Origin of the sequence: Variovorax sp. 770b2, from assembly GCF_900115685.1 — a bacterium.
Taxonomy (GTDB): domain Bacteria; phylum Pseudomonadota; class Gammaproteobacteria; order Burkholderiales; family Burkholderiaceae_C; genus Variovorax.
Window position 1 is genome coordinate 41,677 of the sequence record NZ_FOXJ01000013.1, and the last position, 20,433, is coordinate 62,109.

16 protein-coding genes are annotated in these 20,433 nt (G+C 66.7%); 12 read left to right on the forward strand and 4 right to left on the reverse strand.

The annotated features are described in order from the left end of the window. Positions 1 to 3 precede the first annotated feature (3 nt). Genes tssM through BM133_RS33960 form a run of 3 tightly spaced genes read left to right on the forward strand, consistent with a single transcriptional unit; the run spans position 4 to position 5,676 of the window. The gene (tssM, locus tag BM133_RS33950) at positions 4 to 3,858 is read left to right on the forward strand and encodes a type VI secretion system membrane subunit TssM (protein ID WP_093443886.1); all 3,855 of its coding nucleotides are present in this window, start codon (positions 4 to 6) and stop codon (positions 3,856 to 3,858) included. Further along, on the forward strand, positions 3,855 to 4,844 hold the full coding sequence (gene tagF, locus BM133_RS33955; protein ID WP_093443888.1) for a type VI secretion system-associated protein TagF: 990 nt from the start codon (positions 3,855 to 3,857) through the stop codon (positions 4,842 to 4,844). Before tssM ends, tagF begins: the two co-directional genes overlap by 4 nt. A 7-nt stretch (positions 4,845 to 4,851) precedes the next feature. Further along, positions 4,852 to 5,676 carry an OmpA family protein gene (locus BM133_RS33960; protein WP_093443890.1) on the forward strand — a complete coding sequence of 275 codons (825 nt, stop codon included), beginning with the start codon at positions 4,852 to 4,854 and terminating at the stop codon, positions 5,674 to 5,676. A gap of 57 nt (positions 5,677 to 5,733) precedes the next feature. Here BM133_RS33960 and tssA read toward each other — a convergent pair whose 3' ends face one another. The 4 genes from tssA to tssJ form a co-directional block, all read right to left on the reverse strand. Then, a complete protein-coding gene (gene tssA, locus BM133_RS33965; RefSeq protein ID WP_093443892.1) occupies positions 5,734 to 6,879 on the reverse strand; it encodes a type VI secretion system protein TssA in 1,146 nt (381 codons plus the stop codon). Beyond that, complete coding sequence (gene icmH / locus BM133_RS33970; RefSeq protein ID WP_177225040.1) at positions 6,876 to 7,658, reverse strand: type IVB secretion system protein IcmH/DotU; 783 nt, start codon at positions 7,656 to 7,658, stop codon at positions 6,876 to 6,878. The genes tssA and icmH overlap by 4 nt, the downstream gene beginning before the upstream one ends. 25 nt (positions 7,659 to 7,683) lie before the next feature. Next, the gene (gene tssK, locus BM133_RS33975; protein WP_013543893.1) at positions 7,684 to 9,030 is read right to left on the reverse strand and encodes a type VI secretion system baseplate subunit TssK; all 1,347 of its coding nucleotides are present in this window, start codon (positions 9,028 to 9,030) and stop codon (positions 7,684 to 7,686) included. A gap of 73 nt (positions 9,031 to 9,103) precedes the next feature. Beyond that, positions 9,104 to 9,727, reverse strand: coding sequence for a type VI secretion system lipoprotein TssJ (gene tssJ, locus BM133_RS33980; protein ID WP_093443896.1), 624 nt, complete (start codon positions 9,725 to 9,727; stop codon positions 9,104 to 9,106). 231 nt (positions 9,728 to 9,958) lie between these two features. Here tssJ and BM133_RS33985 point away from each other — a divergent pair, with 231 nt between their 5' ends. The 9 genes from BM133_RS33985 to BM133_RS34025 form a co-directional block, all read left to right on the forward strand. Beyond that, entirely contained in the window at positions 9,959 to 10,615 is a 657-nt protein-coding gene (locus tag BM133_RS33985; RefSeq protein WP_256219447.1) for an outer membrane protein assembly factor BamD, read from the forward strand. A 123-nt stretch (positions 10,616 to 10,738) separates the two neighbouring features. Next, entirely contained in the window at positions 10,739 to 11,254 is a 516-nt protein-coding gene (gene tssB / locus BM133_RS33990; RefSeq protein WP_093443898.1) for a type VI secretion system contractile sheath small subunit, read from the forward strand. 2 nt (positions 11,255 to 11,256) lie between these two features. Then, positions 11,257 to 12,759 carry a type VI secretion system contractile sheath large subunit gene (gene tssC, locus BM133_RS33995; RefSeq protein ID WP_093443900.1) on the forward strand — a complete coding sequence of 501 codons (1,503 nt, stop codon included), beginning with the start codon at positions 11,257 to 11,259 and terminating at the stop codon, positions 12,757 to 12,759. Positions 12,760 to 12,843: 84 nt separating this feature from the next. Beyond that, positions 12,844 to 13,356 (forward strand): Hcp family type VI secretion system effector, encoded by a 513-nt coding sequence (locus BM133_RS34000; protein WP_042578745.1) that lies wholly within the window; start codon positions 12,844 to 12,846, stop codon positions 13,354 to 13,356. 107 nt (positions 13,357 to 13,463) lie between these two features. Continuing rightward, the gene (tssE, locus tag BM133_RS34005; protein WP_093443902.1) at positions 13,464 to 13,955 is read left to right on the forward strand and encodes a type VI secretion system baseplate subunit TssE; all 492 of its coding nucleotides are present in this window, start codon (positions 13,464 to 13,466) and stop codon (positions 13,953 to 13,955) included. A gap of 6 nt (positions 13,956 to 13,961) precedes the next feature. Further along, a complete protein-coding gene (tssF, locus tag BM133_RS34010; RefSeq protein ID WP_093443904.1) occupies positions 13,962 to 15,812 on the forward strand; it encodes a type VI secretion system baseplate subunit TssF in 1,851 nt (616 codons plus the stop codon). Then, positions 15,776 to 16,912 carry a type VI secretion system baseplate subunit TssG gene (gene tssG, locus BM133_RS34015; protein ID WP_093443906.1) on the forward strand — a complete coding sequence of 379 codons (1,137 nt, stop codon included), beginning with the start codon at positions 15,776 to 15,778 and terminating at the stop codon, positions 16,910 to 16,912. Before tssF ends, tssG begins: the two co-directional genes overlap by 37 nt. Before the next feature lie 40 nt (positions 16,913 to 16,952). Further along, complete coding sequence (gene tssH / locus BM133_RS34020) at positions 16,953 to 19,727, forward strand: type VI secretion system ATPase TssH (protein WP_093443908.1); 2,775 nt, start codon at positions 16,953 to 16,955, stop codon at positions 19,725 to 19,727. A gap of 38 nt (positions 19,728 to 19,765) precedes the next feature. Then, on the forward strand, positions 19,766 to 20,433 hold a 668-nt coding region (locus BM133_RS34025; protein ID WP_143100308.1), incomplete at its 3' end, for a type VI secretion system Vgr family protein.

The following is a 20,433-nucleotide window of genomic DNA, read 5'->3' on the forward strand; positions in this document are numbered from 1 at the left end:
TCTATGCGGCGATTCTTCAGTTTCCTGGCCGATCCGCGCACCCTCTCGGTGATCGGCGCCATCGCGCTCGGCGCGTTCCTCCTGATCGGCGCGCAGACGCTGGAGATCGGTGCGATCTGGGCGGTCGGCATCTTCGTCGTGCTGCTGCTGCTGTGGCTGCTCGTATGGTTCGTGCGGCGCATGCGCACCCGCTCGGCCAACCGCAAGCTGGGCGCCATGCTCGAAGACCAGGCCGATGCCGCCGTGCGCGACAGCGACCCCGAGCGCAAGGCCGAGATCGACGAGTTGCGCGGGCGCATGGTCGAGGCCGTCAAGACCATCAAGACCTCCAAGATCGGGCAGATGTCGGGCAGCGAGGCGCTGTACGAGCTGCCCTGGTACATGGTCATCGGCAACCCGGCGGCCGGCAAGAGCAGCGCCATCCTGAACTCGGGCCTGCAGTTCCCGTTCGCCGACAAGGGCAACGCGGTGATCCAGGGCATCGGCGGCACGCGCAACTGCGACTGGTTCTTCACCACCGAAGGCATCGTGCTGGACACCGCAGGCCGCTATTCCATTCACCAGGAAGACCGCAAGGAGTGGTTCGGCTTTCTCGACCTGCTCAAGAAGTACCGCCCGAAGGCGCCGATCAACGGGATCATCATCACCGCGAGCATTCCCGAACTGATCGGCAGCCGGCCCGACTTTGCCATTCAACTCGCCAAGAACCTGCGCCAGCGCATGCAGGAGCTGACCGAGCGGCTGGAGGTGTTCGCGCCGGTCTACGTGATGTTCACCAAGGCCGACCTGATCACCGGCTTTGCGGAGTTCTTCGGCGACAGCGACAAGATGGAGCGCGACCGCGTGTGGGGCGCCTCGCTGCCCTACGACGGCGACGAGAAGCAGGACGCGGTCGCCCAGTTCGACAAGCGCTTCGACGAGCTGTACATGGGCCTGAAGGAAATCAGCGTCTCGCATTTCGCGAACCATCGCAGCAGCGATCCGTCGCCCGAACTCCTGATCTTTCCGCTCGAATTCGCGGCCATCAAACCTGCGCTGCGCGCCTTCCTGGCCACGCTGTTCGAGAGCAACCCGTTCCAGCACAAGCCGGTGTTCCGCGGCTTCTACTTCACCAGTGCGCTGCAAGAGGGCACGATGCGCAGCCTCTCGACCGAGCGCATCGCCAAGCGCTTCGGGCTCACGCTGAACAACGCGGCCACCAAGTCCAAGGAGATCTATTCGCAGAACGGGTTCTTCCTGCGCGACCTGTTCTCCAAGGTGATCTTTGCCGACAAGAAAACGGTGCGGCAGTTCTCCAGCCCCGTGAAGGCACGGGTGCGCTACGTGAGCTTCTTCGCCTTCGTCGCCGTGCTGGGGCTCCTGCTCGGCGGATGGACGTGGTCGTACCTGGGCAACCGGCAGCTGGTGGAGAACGTGCAGGCCGACCTGGACAAGGTGGTCAAGCTGCAGGCGAGCGACAACGGCCTGCGCACGCGCTTCGAGGCGCTGGGCATCCTGCAGGACCGCATCGAGCAACTGGAGAAATTCCGCAACGACCGCCCGCTGTCGCTCTCGCTCGGTCTCTACCAGGGCAACCAGCTCGAAGACAAGCTCGTGGCCGAGTACTACGGCGGCGTGAAGCAACTGATGCTGGCGCCGGTGTCCGACAACCTGCAGGCGTTCCTGCGCGAGGTCAACGCGCATCCGGAGCGCCTGAAGCGCGCCGACGCGGCGGGCAACCCTGCCGCGCCGGTCGCGGTGTCGGCCGCCACGCCGGCAGCGCCTCCCGCGGCGGAGAGCGGCGGCCTGTATGCGGGCTCGTCGCCGGCCGATGTGCAGGACGCCTACAACGCGCTCAAGACCTACCTCATGCTGTCCGACAAGCGGCAGGTGGAGACCGCGCACCTGACCGACCAGATCTCGCGCTTCTGGCGCGGCTGGCTCGAGAGCAACCGCGGCGACATGCCGCGCGCGACGGTCATCCGCGATGCCGAGCGGATGATCACCTTCTACCTGCGCCGCGTGGGCGACGACAACTGGCCCGCGCTCGCCGACACCAACCTCGCGCTGGTCGAGCAGACGCGTGACAACCTGCGCCGCGTGGTGCGCGGCATGCCGGCGCGCGAGCGCGTCTACGCCGAGATCAAGGCGCGCGCCTCCACGCGCTTCGCGCCGATGACGGTGGCGCGCATCCTGGGCGCCACGGCCGGCGCCGAGAGCGAAGGCACCATCGCCGGCAGCGTCGCCATCTCGGGCGCCTTCACGCGCGAGGCCTGGCAGCAGTACGTGGACGATGCGATCCGCGATGCCGCCAACAAGGAGACATCGAGCAAGGACTGGGTGCTCAACGTCGCGGGCAACGACGACCTGACGCTGGAGGGCAGCCCCGAGCAGATCCGCAAGACGCTGGCCACCATGTACAAGCTGGAGTACGCCAAGGAGTGGCAGCGCTTCCTGCAGGGCATCGCGGTCAAGGACATGGGCAGCTTCGAGCAGGCCGTGGTGGCGATGAACCTCCTGGGCGATCCGCAGAACTCGCCGATCCGCAAGGTCTTCGACACGGTCTACGACCAGACCTCGTGGGACAACCCCTCGCTGGTCAACGCCGGCCTGCAGCAGGCGCGCACGGGCGCATTGAACTGGTTCAAGAACCTCTTCAGCCGCGCCACGCCCTCGCAGGTCAACGTGAACATCGACGCGAGCGGCAACCGCACCGAGATCCCGATGGGCCCGATCGGGCGCGAGTTCGCGGGCGTCGCGCGCCTGGTGGTCGAGCGCGACAACACCTCGCTCCTGCGCGGTTACCTCGCCACGCTGTCGAAGCTGCGCGGGCGCTTCAACCAGATCAAGAACCAGGGCGACCCCGGGCCGGGCGCACGCCAGCTCATGCAGCAGACGCTGGAGGGCAACGGCTCCGAACTGGCCGACGCGCTCAAGTACGTCGACGAGCAGATGCTCACGGGCATGGACGCGTCGCAGCGCCAAGCCTTGCGGCCGCTCCTGGTACGTCCGCTGCTGCAGGCCTATGCGGTGACGATCCAGCCGACGGCGGTGGAGGTCAACAAGATCTGGAGCGCGCAGGTACACCAGCCCTTCCAGCAGTCGCTCGCGACCAAGTACCCGTTCGCCACGGGTGCCAAGATCGAGGCCTCCCCGGCGGAGATCGCGCAGTTCTTCGGGCCCGAAGGCGCCATCGGCAAGTTCGTGACGACGACGCTGGGCTCGCTGGTCATCCGCCGCGGCGACCTGCTGTCGCCACGCGCGTGGGGCGACCAGGGCCTCACGCTGAGCCCCGATTTCGTGAACGGCTTCTCGCAATGGGTGGCGCCGCTGTCGGGCGCGGCGGCCAGCGGAGGCGGCGGTGCCGCGCAGCCGCAGACGCTGTTCCAGATCCTGCCGCAGCCGGTCTCGGGCCTGACGGAATACATGGTGGAAATCGACGGCCAGCAACTGCGCTACCGCAACACGCCGCCGCAGTGGTCCAACTTCGTATGGCCCAACGCGCAGGGCACGCCGGGCGCGCGGATCACGGCGGTGACCTTCGACGGGCGCACCGTCGAGCTCATCAACGAGCCGGGCAACTTCGGGCTGGAGCGCCTGCTCAGCACGGCCCAGCGCACGCGGCTGCCCGACGGCAGCTTCGAGCTCACCTGGGCGCGCGACAACGCGAGCGTGACCGTCAAGCTGCGCGTGATCCAGAACACGCAGTCGGGCGGCTCGGGCGGCGATTCGCCGCAGGGCAAGGGGCTGCGCGGCACCGTGCTGCCTTCGTCGGTGGCGGAGATCGGCGTGCCCGCGGCATCGCGCGCGGCAGCCGCAACCGCGGCACCAGTGACACCAGTGACACCAGTGGCACCAGCATCGGGAGTCGGCAAATGAGCGCGCTGCAGACACAACAGCTGTGCTACTTCGGCAAGTTGCCCGGCCGCGGCGACTTCGTGAAGGGGCTCTACAACCCGCAGCTCATCAAGGTGTTCGACAACTGGCTGTCGCAGACCATGGAGATGCTGTCGGAAGACCCGCGCTGGAAGATCATCTACGACAACGCGGCGCCGATCCATTTCGTGTGCCTGGGCTCGCGCAGCCGCGTGGCCATCGCGGGGCACCTGAAGGCCAGCCGCGACGAGTCGTCGCGCCGCTACCCGTTCCTGGCGGCCACCTCGGTGGAAGTCGACGAGGCGCTGGACTTCATGCGCGGTGCGCCGATGCTGATCGGACCGTACTGGGACCGCATGGCGGTGCAGGTCAACGCGCTGGCCGAGGGCACCGACCTGGACGGCGAATTGAAGCGCTTCGAGGCGCTCGATCCGGCCATCGAGACGGGCTTCAGGAAGTCGGCCTCGCGCGCCACCTATGCCGCCTTCACGCGCGACACGAGCTTGCTGCGCATCGAGCAGATGCTCAACTTCGACGGCCACAAGGTGTCGCTGCGCCGCGCCATCCTGGCGCTGGGCCTGCTGCTGCAGCCGGTGATGGCCAGCGCGGTGTCGCACCTTGAAAAGGGCCTCACGCTGCCGCTGCCGCGCGACCCGATCGACCGCTCGCTCATCGCCACCTTCTGGCTCGAACTCGTGTCGCAGTTCCTTGCCAAGGCCGACTTCGAGCTGGTGCTCATGGCCACCGAGATCGACGGCCGCTCGCGGCTGGTGATCGGCTTCAACGGCCTGTCGCCGCGGAGCCTCCAGAGCGTGCTGCATCCGCAGGTCTACACCGAGCACAACATCGACATCGACAACCCGGAGTGGGTCGAGGACACCATCCACAGCAACTACGCGATGTTCAAGCTGGTGAGCTACCTGGACCAGCCGCAGCTGCCGCTGGACATCGTGCTCTCGGCGTTTCGCGAAGTCTTCATCGGGGAATGACACGGTCATGAAAAGTTCTTTGCGCGTTCTGTCGCTCTCCCTCGGCCTCGTATTTGCCGCCGCCACCGCGCAGGCCCAGACGGCGGGCGCCCCTGGCGCCCTGGTCGAAACCACGCCCGCGGCCGGTGCCAAGGGCGAGCAGGTCGTGGCCGGCGGGCAGGTGCCCGACGAGGCCACGCGTGTCGCCGTCATCGAGGCGTTGCGCCGCATCTACGGCCCCGCCAGCGTCATCGACAAGATCGAGGTGGTGAACACCGTGAGCATGCCGGCCAACTGGGCGGCCAACGTGCAGCGGCTGATCACGCCTTCGCTCAAGGACATCCATCGCGGCCAGTTCCAGATCGAAGGCACGCAGATGGCGCTGAGCGGCGAAGTCGGCAACGAGGCGCTGCGCCAGAAGATCGTGAGCGACATGGCCAATTCGCTCAACCCGACCTACACCATCAAGAACAGCCTGCGCGTGCCGGTGTCCGAGCAGATCACGGTGGACCAGGCGCTGGCCAACCGCACCATCGAGTTCGAGCTGGGCAGCGCCACGCTCACGCGCAAGGGCCGCGATATCCTGGACGAGATGGCGCCCATCCTGCAGAGGCTCACCAACAAGTCGGTGGCGGTGGTCGGTCACACCGACAACGCGGGCAGCCGGGCGTCGAACCTGGCGCTGAGCCAGTCGCGCGCCGAAGCCGTGAAGGGCTACCTGGTGGGCAAGGGGATCGATCCGATGACGCTCACGACCTCGGGCGTCGGGCCGGACCAGCCGGTGGCGAGCAACGCGACCGACGATGGCCGTTCGCGCAACCGGCGCATCGAGTTCCGGGTCGGGCGCACCTGAGCGCCTGAGCAACTGAGCGAGCGAGGGCCCGGCCTGCATGCGCAGGCCGTTCTGCGCTCAGCGCGACTCGTCGTCGCTCTTGGGCAGGTCCAGCAGGTCCACCAGCTGGGCCAGTTCCTGCTCGTTCTTGATCACGTTGCGCAGCCACGCGTGCAGCGGCATGTCGGCCCAGCGCGCGGCCTTGTTCGCCATGTAGGCGGCGGGGCTCGACGGCTCGGTCTTCTCGAAATACGCCGCCACTTCCTTCAGCTGCGCGATGGCCTGCGCGCGGCTGTGGATGCCGGGCGGCAGCGCGGTGGGTGCCGCCGAGGGGGTGGGGTGTGGATGTGGCATCACGGCGTCGAAAACAGGCTCGATGCGGGAAGGAGCGGGCGCGCCTGCTGCGCCTGCCGTGGCCGGTGCGGCAGCGGGGGCGGCCGCTGCGCCGTTGTCCATCGGCACGCCGGCCTCGCGCGCGAAGCGCTCGACCGTCTGGCGGATGGCCGCCGCCGCATCCTTGGCGGCGCGAAAGCTCGGGCCGTTGGAGGCGGTGCGCTCGTCGAACACGGCTTCGAACTCGGCCAGCGCCTGTTCGCAGGCCTGCACGTCGCGGTGCGTCTTCTGCAAGAACTTCGCGGGCGTCGCGCGGCGGATGCGGTCGAACTGCTCGACCGTCACTTTGTTGCGCTGCAGGTCGTCAGCCTGCGCGGGCGTGCGGCGGATGCTCTGGTCGAGCGCGAGCGCCGTCTCCCAGACCAGCGCGCTGTAGCCGGTGTTGGCATCGCTCACGATCGGTGCGCGCTGCAAGAGCTCGACCGAGCGTGCGATCAGCCACGCGACGTTGCCCACGCGCATCTCGATGTCGGCGCCCTCGGGCAGCGGATGCAGCAGGTCCCAGTACTGCTGGCACAGGCCCGTGAGCAGCCGGTAGCCGTCGGCAAGGCCCTCGAAGCCGCGCTGGCTGGCCGCCGCATCGGTGAGCCACACGGCCAGGCGCAGGTCCTTGGTGGATTCGCGCAGCAGCTTCTCGCACTCGGAAATCACGAAGGGCCAGTTGGCCTCCTTCAGCTCGATGACCCACTCGCCCTGCTCGAGCGACGGGTCGTCGTGCTTGCGCGCCTCTTGGATGGCGTCGAACTGCCGCGAGAACAGCATGTCCTCGCCGCAGGGCGAGGCCTCCGAGATCGGGGCCAGGAGGGCCGCGAGGTCCAGCCGCGTCGTCATGGCAGCGAGATGGTCAGGTTGGCCTGGCGCGGGCCGAGCTTCACGATGTCCTGGTAGCTCGCGAGCGTGCCCTGCGTCGTGCTGCCCAGATGCGCCGACAGGCCGATGAAGCCCAGGAGCCCGATCAGCGAGAACAGCGCAGCCACCACCCACTGCGGCGCCTCGCGCTTGAGCGAGTGCGAGATCAGGTCGGGCAGCGGCCAGTGCGGCGCGAACGGCGTGCGCTTGCCGCGGGCATTGGCGATCTCGTCGCCCACGCGCGCGGTGAGGTAGGCCAGCTTCTCGGTGCCGTCGATGGCGTACTTGCCCTGGAAGCCCAGCAAGAGGCACATGTAGAACACCTCCAGCGTCTGGATGCGCGTGGCGCCGTGCGCCCGCTCGACCTCGAGCATCTTGAAGAAGTTCTCGCCTGCCAACTGGTCGCCGAACAGCGTGAGCTGCAGCGGCCGGCGCTCCCATTCGGAGCGGATCGCGAACTCGGGCGCCGAGAGCACGAACTCGTCGATGGTCGCGCAGAAGGCGTACTTGGCCGCGTGGATCTGCTCGGCCGAGGCGTCCAGCTTGCGCGCATTGCGCTCGAATTCGCCCAGGTAGTTGCGGATGCCGGCCAGGAACTGCTCGGTGGTGGCGGGCTGCTGCTTCTTCTTCAGAAGGAACAGCATCACGAAGCCGTCGTACAGCAGATCGAGCAGGCTCGAGTCTGCGTCGGGCGCGACGCCCGCGGGCGTGAACGACGCGGCGGGCGCGTCGGCGCCCATGAGGGAAGGGGCCTTGTTGATGGTCGTGTTCATTTCGATCGGGCGATCAGCCGGTCACGGCAATCAGTTCGAGCTGCATGTCGGGGATGCCGGCCGGCGCGTAGATGGTGACGCTCTGCGCCTGCAGCATGCGGTCGTACAGCTGGCTCTTGCTGTCGATGGAGAAATAGCAGGCGCCCGCGCGGATCGGAATGGCCGGCGGCACCTGCGGCGCGTAGACGATGCGCACGCCCGGCATGGCCGAGAGCACCAGCTTGTCGACGTCTTCGGGCGCGCCGATCTTGAAGCGCTGCGGCACCGCCTCGGCCAGTTCGGCCGCCGGCATGCTGGCGGTGACCGACATGTAGAACACCGTCTTCTCGTCGATCTTTCCGGAGTCCAGGCGCCCCAGGTAGAAGGCGTTGCGCGTCTCGGTGAGCGCGATCGCGAAGTAGCGCGTCGAGATCACCGTGTCCAGCAGGTCGCGCACGATGCGGTCGAGCTCGGCGAAGGCGGGCCCCGGCTTCTCGTGGTCGTACACCGGCAGGTCGTTGAGCGAATAGGTCTTGGCGAAGGTCATCAGCGCGCCGGCCAGGCTCAGCAGTTCCTGGAACAGCCGCTCCGGGTGCAGCGACGGGTGATGGAACAGGTGCGAGAGCGAGGCAAACGCCGAGTTGGCCGTGTGCAGCAGCCAGAACGAGGCGATGTCGCCCGAACGGAACTCGATGATGTTCTTGCTCGGCTCGCGGTGGATGCCGTAGAGCGAGTTGACCTTGGCCTGCAGCACATCCAGGAGGCGCCGCAACTGCTGGAAGATGGTGGCCGAGGCATCGATGGAAGTGCACGGCGGCACGAAGCTGCGGTCGATCTCGAAGCCGCCCGCGGCGGTGCGGCGGATGCGGATCACCGGGATCGACACGAACTGCTCGCGCGGCTCGGTGTCGGCCAGGAGCTTGACGCTCTTGCGCAGGAACACCACCTCGGCGCTCACCGCGTTGGTAAAGAGATCGAGCGACTGCGTTGCATCGCTCGTATAGCGCGCGGCAAAACCTTCTTCGTTGGGGTCGGTGTAGTTCTTGCCCAGTTCCTTGACCGGGTGCAGCACCAGGTAGAAGGTGATCTCGTTCTGGCCCGGGTTGAGCGTGTCCAGCGAGATGGGCGGGGGCAGCGCGTCGGCCTGCGGCGCCGAGTAGGGCTCGCCGTCGGGGAAAACCAGCGACAGCTGCGAGGCGCGGAGCATGCCGCTGGCGAGCGCATCCAGGTCGAAGCTGATGGAGCGCACGCCCCAGAAGTACGGATGCAGCGTCTGCGCCGTGGCACGCAGGCGCGCCTCGTGGTACGCGTCCTGGCGCTGGAAATGCTGGGGGCGTAGAAACAAGCCCTCTCCCCAGAGGACCTTGGCTGCATAGCTCACGTCGGATCAGCTCCCCTTGATTTTTCGGCAGTATCGCATCGTAGTTTGCTCGCGGACAAGCGCATCGGGTGCATCACGCCGGCGAGGGCCGGCAGGTCACCGGGCCCAGGAGGTTGAGCGCGCTGCCGGTCGCGGCGCCGCCCTGCGCATTCTGCTGGCCGACCACCGCGCCCTGCGTCACCGTGAGGGCACAGGCGTGCGCGCCCATCACGATGCCGGTCTTCTCCGCGTCCACGGCGTTGAAGGCGAAGCGCCAGCGCTGCGCGTCGGGCGAGTGGAACAGCACCACCACGCCGACCGCGTTGGCGGTGCGCGGCACCGTCTCGGTCCAGGTGTATTGCTGGTCGGGAATCAGCGTGATCTCGCGGCTCTCGACGAGGTCGTCGCCCAGCTGCGTCTTGTCGCGTCCGGGGGTGACGAAGGCATCGAACGACGACTGGTAGAAGCCCGTCGTTTCCTTCAGCTTGTAGATGCGCACCACCACGGCGAGCGGGCGGTTGCGGCTGTCGGCGTTCAAGTTCTTGCCCGCCGCGATCGACATCGACACCTTGCGCGGCGGCTTCTGCGATTCGGGCAACTCGGGCTTCTTCAGGCCGCTCGCCTCCAGGGCGATGTTGGCGATCGCGAGGGCTGGAGAACTGCATCCGCCAAGCAACAGCGTCATCAGCAGGGCGCTAATTGTGATTAGTATTTTCATTGGATGGCGGATGTAACTAAATTCAAATAGTTGTCATTAGACTTAAATATTTAGCTGCAAAATTTCGCGATTAAGCAGTTTGCATTACGTGACTTCCGTTATTCAACGTAAGCGAATATGTAGTATCGTGTATTGTCATTGGTCGCAACTTAATGAATGATTGCGACCTGCCAAAAAAAGTCAGATCCAAGCGGAGGGATTGTGTTGATTCGAAAGTACATGACTTGCACGATGATTGCTGGTGCCATCGCGGCCACCACCTTTCTGTCGGGCTGCACCACCACACCGGACGCCGCAGTCGCGCAGTCCACCGAAGCCTTCAACAAGAGCCTGGCGGAAGCCGATGCCGCCGCCGCTGCTGCCACCGGCGACAAGTCCGCCGCCATCCGCCAGTACCAGAAGATCGCCACCGACAACCCGACGCGCGGCGAGCCGTGGTCGCGCATCGCGCAGATCTACTTCAACGAAGGCCGCTACAGCCTGGCCATCTCGGCCGCCGAGGAAACGCTGCGCCGCGACCCCGCCAGCCGCCAGGCCAAGAGCATCACCGCCGTAGGGGGCCTGCGCCTGGCAGCCCGTTCCATCGAGGACCTGGGCAAGGACAGCACCCTGAGCGGCGATGCCAACGCCGACGCCTACCGCCTGGCCGCGCTGCTGCGCGAAACCCTGGGCCTCTCGGTGCTGGTGCCCGGCGCCGACGCCAGGACGCCGGCGCGTCGTCCCGTGGCTTCCAATCCGTCGCCCGCACCGTCGCCTTCGACCTCGAGCGCCTCTCAGCCGACCCCGGTCGCCGCCGTGCGTCCGGCACCGGCGCCTGCACCCGCAGCCCGTCCTGCACCGGCTCCGCGCGCAGGTGGAAGCGCCAATCCATTCGACGCGCTCAAGTAATTCTTTTTGACGCTTTGAATTGGTTGATTAAACCAAAGTAGTAATTTAAATGCGTGCGCTCTTTCAATAGGACGCACAAAGTAGTAATTCGTCTCTCAGTCTTATTCGGAAGGTATCGAAGCCATGGCGACCAAAAGACAGAGCGTGCAAAAGCGCCTCCAGAAAGTGCGCCCGCCGCGCGTGCAGCTCACCTATGACGTCGAACTCGGTGACGCCATCGAGAAAAAGGAATTGCCGTTCGTCGTCGGCGTGGTTGCCGACCTGGCCGGCCAGTCCGAGGTGGAGCAGCCCAAGCTGAAGGATCGCAAGTTCGTCAATGTCGACCGCGACAACCTGGACGACGTGATGAAGGGCCTGGCCCCGCGCGCGGCCTACCAGGTGGAGAACAAGCTGGACCAGCGCGGCGGCACCTTCGCCGTGGACCTGACGTTCAACTCGATGGAGGCCTTCTCGCCCGAGGCCGTGGTCGAGCAGATCGAGCCGCTCAAGCGCCTGCTCGACGCGCGCACCAAGCTGGCGGACCTGCGCAACAAGATGGCCGGCAACAGCAAGCTGGAAGACCTGCTGGCCGACGTGCTGAACAACACCGAGCAGCTCCAGAGCCTGGGGCAGGGCGCCGGCAAGAAGGACGAAAGCTGAACATGACTGCCCAAGCACTATCGTCATCGGGTGGCGCCTCTTCCTCCCAAGTTTCGCCCGAGGCTTCGGTCGACCTGCTCGACCAGATCGTCGAGAAGAGCAAGGTCGCCAAGTCCGACGCCGAGCACACGCGCGCCAAGGACTTGATCGGCGAGCTGGTCAGCCAGGTGCTCGAAGGCTCGGTGATCGTCTCGGACAACGTCTCGGCCATGATCGATGCCCGCGTGGCCGACCTGGACGCCCTCATCTCCGCGCAACTGAGCGCCGTGATGCACGCGCCCGAGTTCCAGAAGCTGGAGAGCACGTGGCGAGGCCTGGAATACCTCGTGAAGGAAACGCCCACCGGCACGATGCTCAAGATCAAGGTCATCAACGCCACCAAGCGCGACCTGATCCGCGACTTCAAGGCCGCCGTCGAGTTCGACCAGAGCGCGATGTTCAAGAAGGTCTACGAAGAAGAATTCGGCACCTTCGGCGGTGCGCCGTTCGGCGCGCTGGTCGGCGACTTCGCCGTCACCCGCCAGCCCGAGGACATGTACTTCCTGGACCAGATGGCGCACGTGGCCGCTGCCGCGCACGCGCCCTTCATCGGTGCCGCCTCGCCCGAGCTCTTGGGCCTGGAGAGCTTCGACGACCTGGGCAAGCCGCGCGACATGGCCAAGGTGTTCGACACCGTCGAATACGCCAAGTGGAAGTCGTTCCGCGACTCCGAAGACTCGCGCTACGTGGGCCTCACGCTGCCGCGCTTCCTCGGGCGCCTGCCCTACCACCCGCGCGAAGGCACGGTGGTGGACAGCTTCAACTTCGTGGAAGACGTGGACGGCACCGATCACTCCAAGTACCTCTGGTGCAACGCCGCCTGGGCGTTCGCCACGCGCCTGACGGCCGCGTTCGACGACTTCGGCTGGTGCGCGGCCATCCGCGGCGTGGAAGGCGGCGGCCTGGTCGAAGACCTGCCCACGCACACCTTCAAGACCGACGAGGGCGAGATCGCCCTGAAGTGCCCGACCGAGATCGCCATCACCGACCGGCGCGAGAAGGAACTGAGCGACCTGGGCTTCATTCCGCTCGTGCACTGCAAGAACTCCGACTACGCGGCCTTCTTCGGCGCGCAGTCGCTGCAAAAGCCCAAGAAGTACAACACCGACAGCGCCAACGCCAACGCGGTGCTCTCGGCGCAGCTGCAGTACATCTTCTCCGTGTCCCGCATCGCGCACTACCTGAAGGCCATGATGCGCGACAAGATCGGCAGCTTTGCCTCGGCGCACAACGTCGAACAGTTCCTCAACCGCTGGATCGCGCAGTACGTGCTGCTCGACGACAACGCGACGCAGGAACAGAAGGCGCAATTCCCGCTGCGCGAAGCGTCCATCCAGGTGGGCGAAGTGCCCGGCCGGCCTGGTGTCTACCGTGCGGTCGCCTTCCTGCGCCCGCACTTTCAACTGGATGAGCTGTCGATTTCACTGCGCTTGGTCGCCGATCTGCCGAAGTCAGTGAATAAGTAAGAAGAAGGCGGATCAAGAGCGCGGCCGAGGGGCCGTGCATCAACACGTTAACTGTCGATTCAATCAACGAGAAGGGGAAGAAACATGAAAGATATCTACGTCAAATTCGGGAGCCCAGCCATCAACGGCGAGTCGCAGGACAAGGACCACAAGGACTGGGTCGAAGTGAGCTCCTGGCAGCACAGCATCGTGCAGCCGCGTTCGGCCACCGCATCGACCGCCGGTGGCCACACCGCCGAGCGCTGCGAGCACGGCGAAATGATCTTCACCAAGGACATGGACGTGGTGAGCCCGCTGCTGTATCAGCACGCGTCGGGCGGCACCACCTTCGACGAGGTGACGGTGCAGTTCTACCGCGCCGACGGCGAAGGCAAGCGCGTGCAGTACATGGAGATCAAGCTCAAGTACGTGCTGATCGCCAGCGTAAACCCCAAGGTCATGAGCACCGATGTGGCCAGCGTGCCGAGCGAGACCTTCTCGCTGAAGTACGCAGCCGTGCAGTGGAAGTACACGCAGCAAAAGATCGGCGGCAACCAGGGCGGCAACTCGCAAGGCGCCTGGAGCCTCACCAAGAACGACAAGACCTACTCGGTCTGACGCCCTTCGGGCAATGTCGACCGCGGCGCGAGGCCGCGGTTTCTTTTTGGCGCCGCGCCCACGCGCGGCGCCCTTGCCCGATATCCAAAGCACGAGGCGGCAGACCCATGAATGGATTCGAACCGGGCTTGCTCGACAAGCTGTTCGATGACGACTGGCGCGGGCCGGCTTCGCCGGTGCTTCGGCACCTGTCGCTCGAAGAGGTCAAGAACATGGTCGCCCGCGATCTCGAATCCCTGCTCAACACGCGCATGGTCTTCGACGACGCGAAGCTCGCCACCTTTCCCGAGTGCCGGCGCTCCGTCGTGACCTACGGCCTGAGCGATTTCTCGGGCCTGAGCCTGGCGAGCCACTACGACCGCTCGTTCATCTGCCGCTCGCTGGAGCAGGCCATTGCCCGCCACGAGTCGCGGCTGCGCGATGTCGTGGTGTCGCTCGAGGTCGATGGCCAGACCAGCACCAACATGCTCTATTTCGGAATCACCGCCTTGCTCGTGCTGCCCGAACTCGCCGAGCCGGTGAACTTCGACGCCATGCTGCAGCCCACGACGCTGCAGTACTCCATCACGCGCGGCACCGGCAAGAGCCGGGCCGCCTAGGACACCATGGACGAACTGCTGCCCTTCTACGAACGCGAGCTCGCCTTCCTGCGCAGCTACTCGCAGGAGTTCGCCAAGGGCTATCCCAAGATCGCGGCGCGCCTGGCCATCTCCGCCGACAGCAGCGAAGACCCGCACGTCGAGCGGATGATCCAGTCGTTCGCGCTGCTCACCGCGCGCATCAGCAAGAAGCTGGACGACGACTACCCCGAGCTCACCGAAGCGCTGCTCGAAGTGCTGTACCCGCACTACCTGCGGCCCTTTCCCTCTTGCTCGATCGCGCAGTTCGACGCCGGCGGCGCGGCGCTCGCCAAGCTGAGCAAGCCCGTCACCATTTCGCGCGGCACCGAGCTCACCTCGCAGCCGGTGCGCGGCGGCGCGTGCCGCTTTCGCAGCGTCTACGACGTGACGCTGGCCGCCGTGCAGGTGTCCAACGTGGTCTTCCATTCGGTGGTCAACGCACCCGCGCATGCCTCGCTGCCGCGCAATGCGACGGGGTGCCTGTCGGTCACGCTGGAAGCCACCGGCGAGCAGAAGTCGCTCGGCACGCTCGCGCTCACCATGGCGCGCCTTCGCACCTTCATCGACGCCGAGCCTTCGCTCGCCACCGCGCTGGCCGATGCCATTTTCCTGAAGACGGCCGCCGTCTTCGTGGAGCCCGAGCGCAGCGGCAAGTGGACGCAGGTGCAGGGCGAGACGCTGCACCCCGTGGGCTTCGGCGAGGCCGATGCGCTCATCGAACTGCCGCCGCGCTCGCACCCCGCGTACCGCCTCCTGAGCGAGTACTTCGCGTTCCCCGAGAAGTTCAACTTCGTGGACATCGACCTGGCGAATGCGCTGCGCCACGTCGGCTCGTGCCGCTCGATCACGCTGCACCTGGTGATGGCCGGCGTGCGCGCCGATTCGCCCGCGGCGCGGCTGCTCGAAGGCGTCTCCAGCCGGAACCTGCGGCTGGGCTGCACGCCCGTCATCAACCTCTTCAAGCAGCGCAGCGATCCGATCCGCGTCACGCATGCCGCTGCCGCCTACCCGGTGGTGGCCGATGCGCGCCGGGCCTTCGGCTTCGAGGTCTACAGCATCGACTCGGTCAAGCTCGTGAAGCAGACCGCCGAGGGCGACGCCTACATCGAGTTCAGGCCTTTCTATTCGCTGCATCACGGCGAGCATCCGAAGGAAGCCGAGCACTACTGGTTCGCGCGGCGCAACGAGCTGGTGGCGCAGCGCAGCCCGGGCTACGAGACCGAGCTGTCGATCGTGGACATCGACTTCCAGCCCTCGCTGCCGCAGACCGAGACGCTGAGCATCGATCTCACCTGCACCAACCGCGACCTGCCGCATTCGCTGGCCTTCGGCCTGCCGGGTGGCGACCTGTTCATCGAGGGCAACTCGGTGGCGCGCTCGATCCGCATGCTGCGCCGCCCGACGCAGACGCTGCGCATGCCGCGCGGCAAGGGCGTGCAGTGGCGGCTGGTGTCGCACCTGTCGCTCAACCATCTGTCGCTGGCCACCAGCGGACTGCCGGCGCTCAAGGAGATGCTGCGCCTGTACGACCTCGGCCGCTCGGCCGTGTCGGCGCGACAGATCGAGGCCATCACCGGCATCGACCAGCAGGCCACCACGCAGTGGCTGCCGGGCAAGCCCTTTGCCACCTTCGTGCGCGGCATCGAGCTGAAGCTCACGGTCGACGAAGCGGGCTTCGTCGGCAGCAGCCTGCAGGCCTTCGCGCGCGTGATGGATCATTTCTTCGGTCTCTATGTGCACCTGAACAGCTTCACCCAGCTGGTGATCGTTTCGGCGCGCGACAAGGAGGAGCTGGTGCGATGCAAACCCCGCAGCGGCGAATCGATCCTGCTGTAGCCGACCGGCTGCTGCGCGAACCGTACCGCTTCGAGTTCTTCCAGGCGGTGCGGCTGCTCGAGCTCGTGCTGCTGCGAAGGCAGGAGCGCGACGTGCACCAGCGCCTGGTGCCCGGCGAGCGCATGGTGCCGCGCTGGCTGCGCTTTCGCAGCTCGATGAGCCTCACCTTCCCGCCCAGCGAAATCGAGGCGCTGGCGGTGCGCGATGCGGTGGGCCAGCTGGTGTCGAGCGCCGAACTGTGCGAGCCCACGGTGAGCGAAGACGGCCACGAGGGCCATGGCTTGGGCCGCATCGAACTCACGCCTGCCTCCTTCGGGATGCTGGGCGTGTCGGGCGCCTTGCCCATCGTCTACACCGAGATGCTGATGCGCCGGGAGCAGCACCTGCGCGACAGCTCGGCGCGCGCGTTCCTGGATGTCTTCACCAACCGCGCCACCGCGCTCTTCTATGCGGCCTGGCGCAAGTACCGCCTGCCGCTGCACTACGAGCACGAGCGCAGCCGCGCCTACCTGCCGGTGCTGCTGTCGATGGCGGGGCTGGAGCACACGGCCCAGCGCGATCCGCTGACCGACGGCACGGGCACGGTGTTCGACGAAACCGTGGCCGGCTATGCCGCCGCGGTGCGCCACCGGCCGATGTCGGCCGCCTACCTGCAGCGCGTGCTGTCCGATTACTTTCGCAGCAACATCCGCATCGAGCAGTTCCTGGGCAAGTGGTACGACATGCCCGTGCAGCAGCGCTCGCGCCTGGGCGAAGGCAACGTGAGCCTCGGGCAGAACGCGATGGCGGGCGAACGCATCTGGCAGCGCGACCTGCGCATACGCCTGTGGATCGGCCCGCTCAAGCGCAGCGCGCTGCGCGAGTTCTTTCCGGGCCGCGCGCATGCGAAGGCGCTCGAAAAAATGCTGGCGCTGCTCGCGGGTGTGACCTGCGAGTACGAGGTGCGTCTGATCCTGGCGCGCGAGGAAGTGGCCGCCGTGCAGCTGAGCGACGGCGGCGGCAGCCACCTCGGCTGGGACAGCTTCATCGCCACCGGCCAGGCCGAGAGCGACCGCAGCGACACCCAGTACGAACTCCAGCCGCTGCAGCAGCGGCAGTGATCTTTCAACGAACAAGACCGACAGAAGACAACCACCGTTCATGAGCACATCGCTGAAAACACTGATCACCAAGCTCAACGGCAGCGCACGCATGGCCACGCAGCGCGCGGCCAACCTGTGCCTGGCCAACGGCCACTACGAAGTGGACCTGGAGCACCTGTTCCTGGCGCTGCTGGAGCAGACCGACAACGACCTGGCGCGCGTGCTGCGCGCCAACCGCATCAGCGCGACCGCGATCCAGTCGGACCTGGAGCGCGAGATCCAGACCTTCAAGAACGGCAATACGCGCACGCCCGTGTTCTCGCAGCACCTGCAGCAGCTGTTCCAGCAGGCGTGGCTGCTGGCCTCGCTCGATGCGCACGTGGCGCAGATCCGCTCGGGCCACCTGCTGCTCGCGCTGCTGACCGAGCCCGACCTCGCGCAACTCGCGCAGCGCGGCTCGCCGCTCTTCGCGAAGATTCGCCTCGAAGACCTGAAGCACGACTTCGACAAGCTCACCGACGGTTCGAGCGAAGCGGTGGAGGCCGGCGCATCGGGCGGTGCAGCCGCCGATGGCGACGCGCAGCAACCGCCCGCGGATGCATTGGCCGCAGGCGTACCCGGCAAGACGCCCGCGCTCGACCAGTTCACCACCAACCTCACGCAGCGCGCGCGCGACGGTGCGCTGGACCCCGTGATCGGCCGCGACACCGAGATCCGCCAGGTCATCGACATCCTGATGCGCCGGCGCCAGAACAACCCCATCCTCACCGGCGAGGCCGGCGTTGGCAAGACGGCGGTGGTCGAGGGTCTCGCGCTGCGCATCGCCGCGCAGGACGTGCCCGAGTCGCTGCGCGCCGTGGCGCTGCACACGCTGGACATGGGCCTCCTGCAGGCCGGCGCGAGCGTGAAGGGCGAGTTCGAGAACCGCCTGAAGAACGTCATCGCCGAAGTGAAGAAGAGCCCGCATCCGATCGTGCTCTTCATCGACGAGGCCCACACCATGATCGGCGCGGGCGGCCAGGCCGGGCAGAGCGATGCGGCCAACCTGCTGAAGCCCGCGCTCGCGCGCGGCGAGCTGCGCACCATCGCCGCCACCACCTGGGGCGAGTACAAGAAATACTTCGAGAAGGACGCGGCGCTCGCGCGGCGCTTCCAGGTCGTGAAGGTCGAGGAGCCCAGCGAGACGCTGGCCGCCGCCATGCTGCGCGGCATGGTGCCGCTGATGGAGAAGCACTTCAACATCCGCGTGCTCGACGAAGCCATCACCGAGGCCGTGCGCCTGTCGCACCGATACATCAGCGGACGCCAGCTGCCCGACAAGGCCGTGAGCGTGCTCGACACCGCGTGCGCGAAAGTGGCGCTCGGCCAGAGCGCGACGCCGGCCCTCATCGAGGAAGCCCACCGCGGCCTCGAACGCATCGAGGCCGAAAGCGCCGCGCTGGTGCGCGACACCGCGGCCGGCGGACGCCATGAAGCGCGCCAGGCCGAACTGGCGGAGCTGAAGGCCACGCTGCAGGCCGAATTGGCCGCGAGCCAGCAACGCCTTGCCGAAGAGAACGTGCTGGTCGAACGCATCCGCGCACTGCGTGCACAACGCGATGCACCGGCCGCGCAGGCCGAGGCCGAATCCACGCCCGCACCCGTACCCGCACCCGCACCCGCACCCGCACCCGCAGCATCCACGGAAAAGGCCACACCGGCCCGCACCGCCGGCCGCAAGAAAACCGCCGCCGCCGCCGACCCCGAGCGCGACCAGCTCGACGCCCTGCTCGCCGAACTGCGCGCACTGCAAGGCACCACGCCGATGGTGCCGCTGCAGGTCGATGGCCACGTCGTCGCCGAGATCGTCTCGGCGTGGACCGGCGTGCCGCTGGGCCGCATGGTCAAGGACGAGATCAAGACCGTGCGCGCCCTCGATACGCTTCTGGCCGAGCGCGTGATCGGCCAGGACCACGCGCTCGCCGCCGTGGCCCAGCGCGTGCGCACCGCCAGCGCGCGCCTGGAAGACCCCAACAAGCCGCGCGGCGTGTTCATGTTCGTCGGTCCCTCGGGCGTCGGCAAGACCGAGACCGCGCTGGCGCTGGCCGACATTCTTTATGGCGGCGAGAAGAAGCTCATCACCATCAACATGAGCGAGTACCAGGAGGCGCACAGCGTCTCGGGCCTGAAGGGCTCGCCGCCCGGCTACGTGGGTTACGGCGAAGGCGGCGTGCTGACCGAAGCCGTGCGCCGCCAGCCCTACAGCGTGGTGCTGCTGGACGAGGTCGAGAAGGCGCACCCCGACGTGCTGGAGATGTTCTTCCAGGTGTTCGACAAGGGCATGATGGACGACGCCGAAGGGCGCGAGATCGACTTTCGCAACACGCTGATCATCCTCACCTCGAACATCGGTTCGTCGCAGATCATGCAGGCGTGCCTGAACAAGGCCGACGACGAGCGCCCCGCGCCCGACGCCCTGGCCGATGCGCTGCGCCCCGTGCTCATGAAGGCCTTCAAGCCGGCCTTTCTCGGCCGCATGAAAGTGGCGCCGTTCTATCCGATCACCGATGCGGTGCTCGAGCAGATCATTGCGCTGAAGCTGGGCCGCATCCGCGACCGCATCGCGACCAATCACAAGGCGGTGTTCGAGTGGGACGACGCGCTGGTGGAGGCCGTGCTCGCGCGCTGCACCGAGGTCGACTCGGGCGCGCGCAACGTCGATCACATCCTGAACGGCACGCTGCTGCCCGAGATCGCGGAAGCGGTGCTCACGCGCATGGCCGACGAGACGCCGCTCGCGAAGATCAAGGCCAGCTGCGCCAAGAGCGGCGAGTTCCGCTACAGGATCACCTAGGCGCTGCGGCGGTTCGGGTCAAAGGGAGAACCAGAGACATGACGGACTTCAATTCGGCTTCGCTCGGCGCGCAAATGCGTGCGGGCACCACGCAGCAGGATCGGCTGCTGGTGCTGCACACGCCGCTGGGCGACAACAAGCTGCTGGCCGAAAGGCTGGACGGCATCGAGTCCCTGGACGACGGGGGCTTTCGCTTCGAGCTCACGGCGCTCAGCGACGACGCACACATCGAACTCAAGACCCTCATGGGCCAGGGTGTGCGCCTGGATCTGCAGACCGCGCAAAGCCGCACTGACCTCCGCCCCTTCCACGGCCACGTGACCGAAGCCGAGTGCGTATCGAGCAACGGCGGCATGGCGCGCTACCGCATCGTCATCGAACCGTGGCTCGCGTTCCTTCGGCATCGCCAGGACAGCTGCCTCTTCCAGCACCAGAGCGTGTTCGACATCGTCGATGCCGTGTTCGCGCGGTATCAGAGCCAAGGCAAACTGGCTGTGCAGTGGCGCTGGGAGATCGCGCAGCGCGACATCTATCCGGTGCGCGGCATCACCACGCAGTACCACGAGAGCGACTTCGACTTCGTCGCACGCCTCCTGGCCGAAGAGGGCCTGTGCTACTGGTTCGAACACGCGACCGGCAAGGACGGCAACCTCGGCAGCCACACCCTCGTCATCGCCGACCACAACGGCGCCTTCCGCGCCAACAC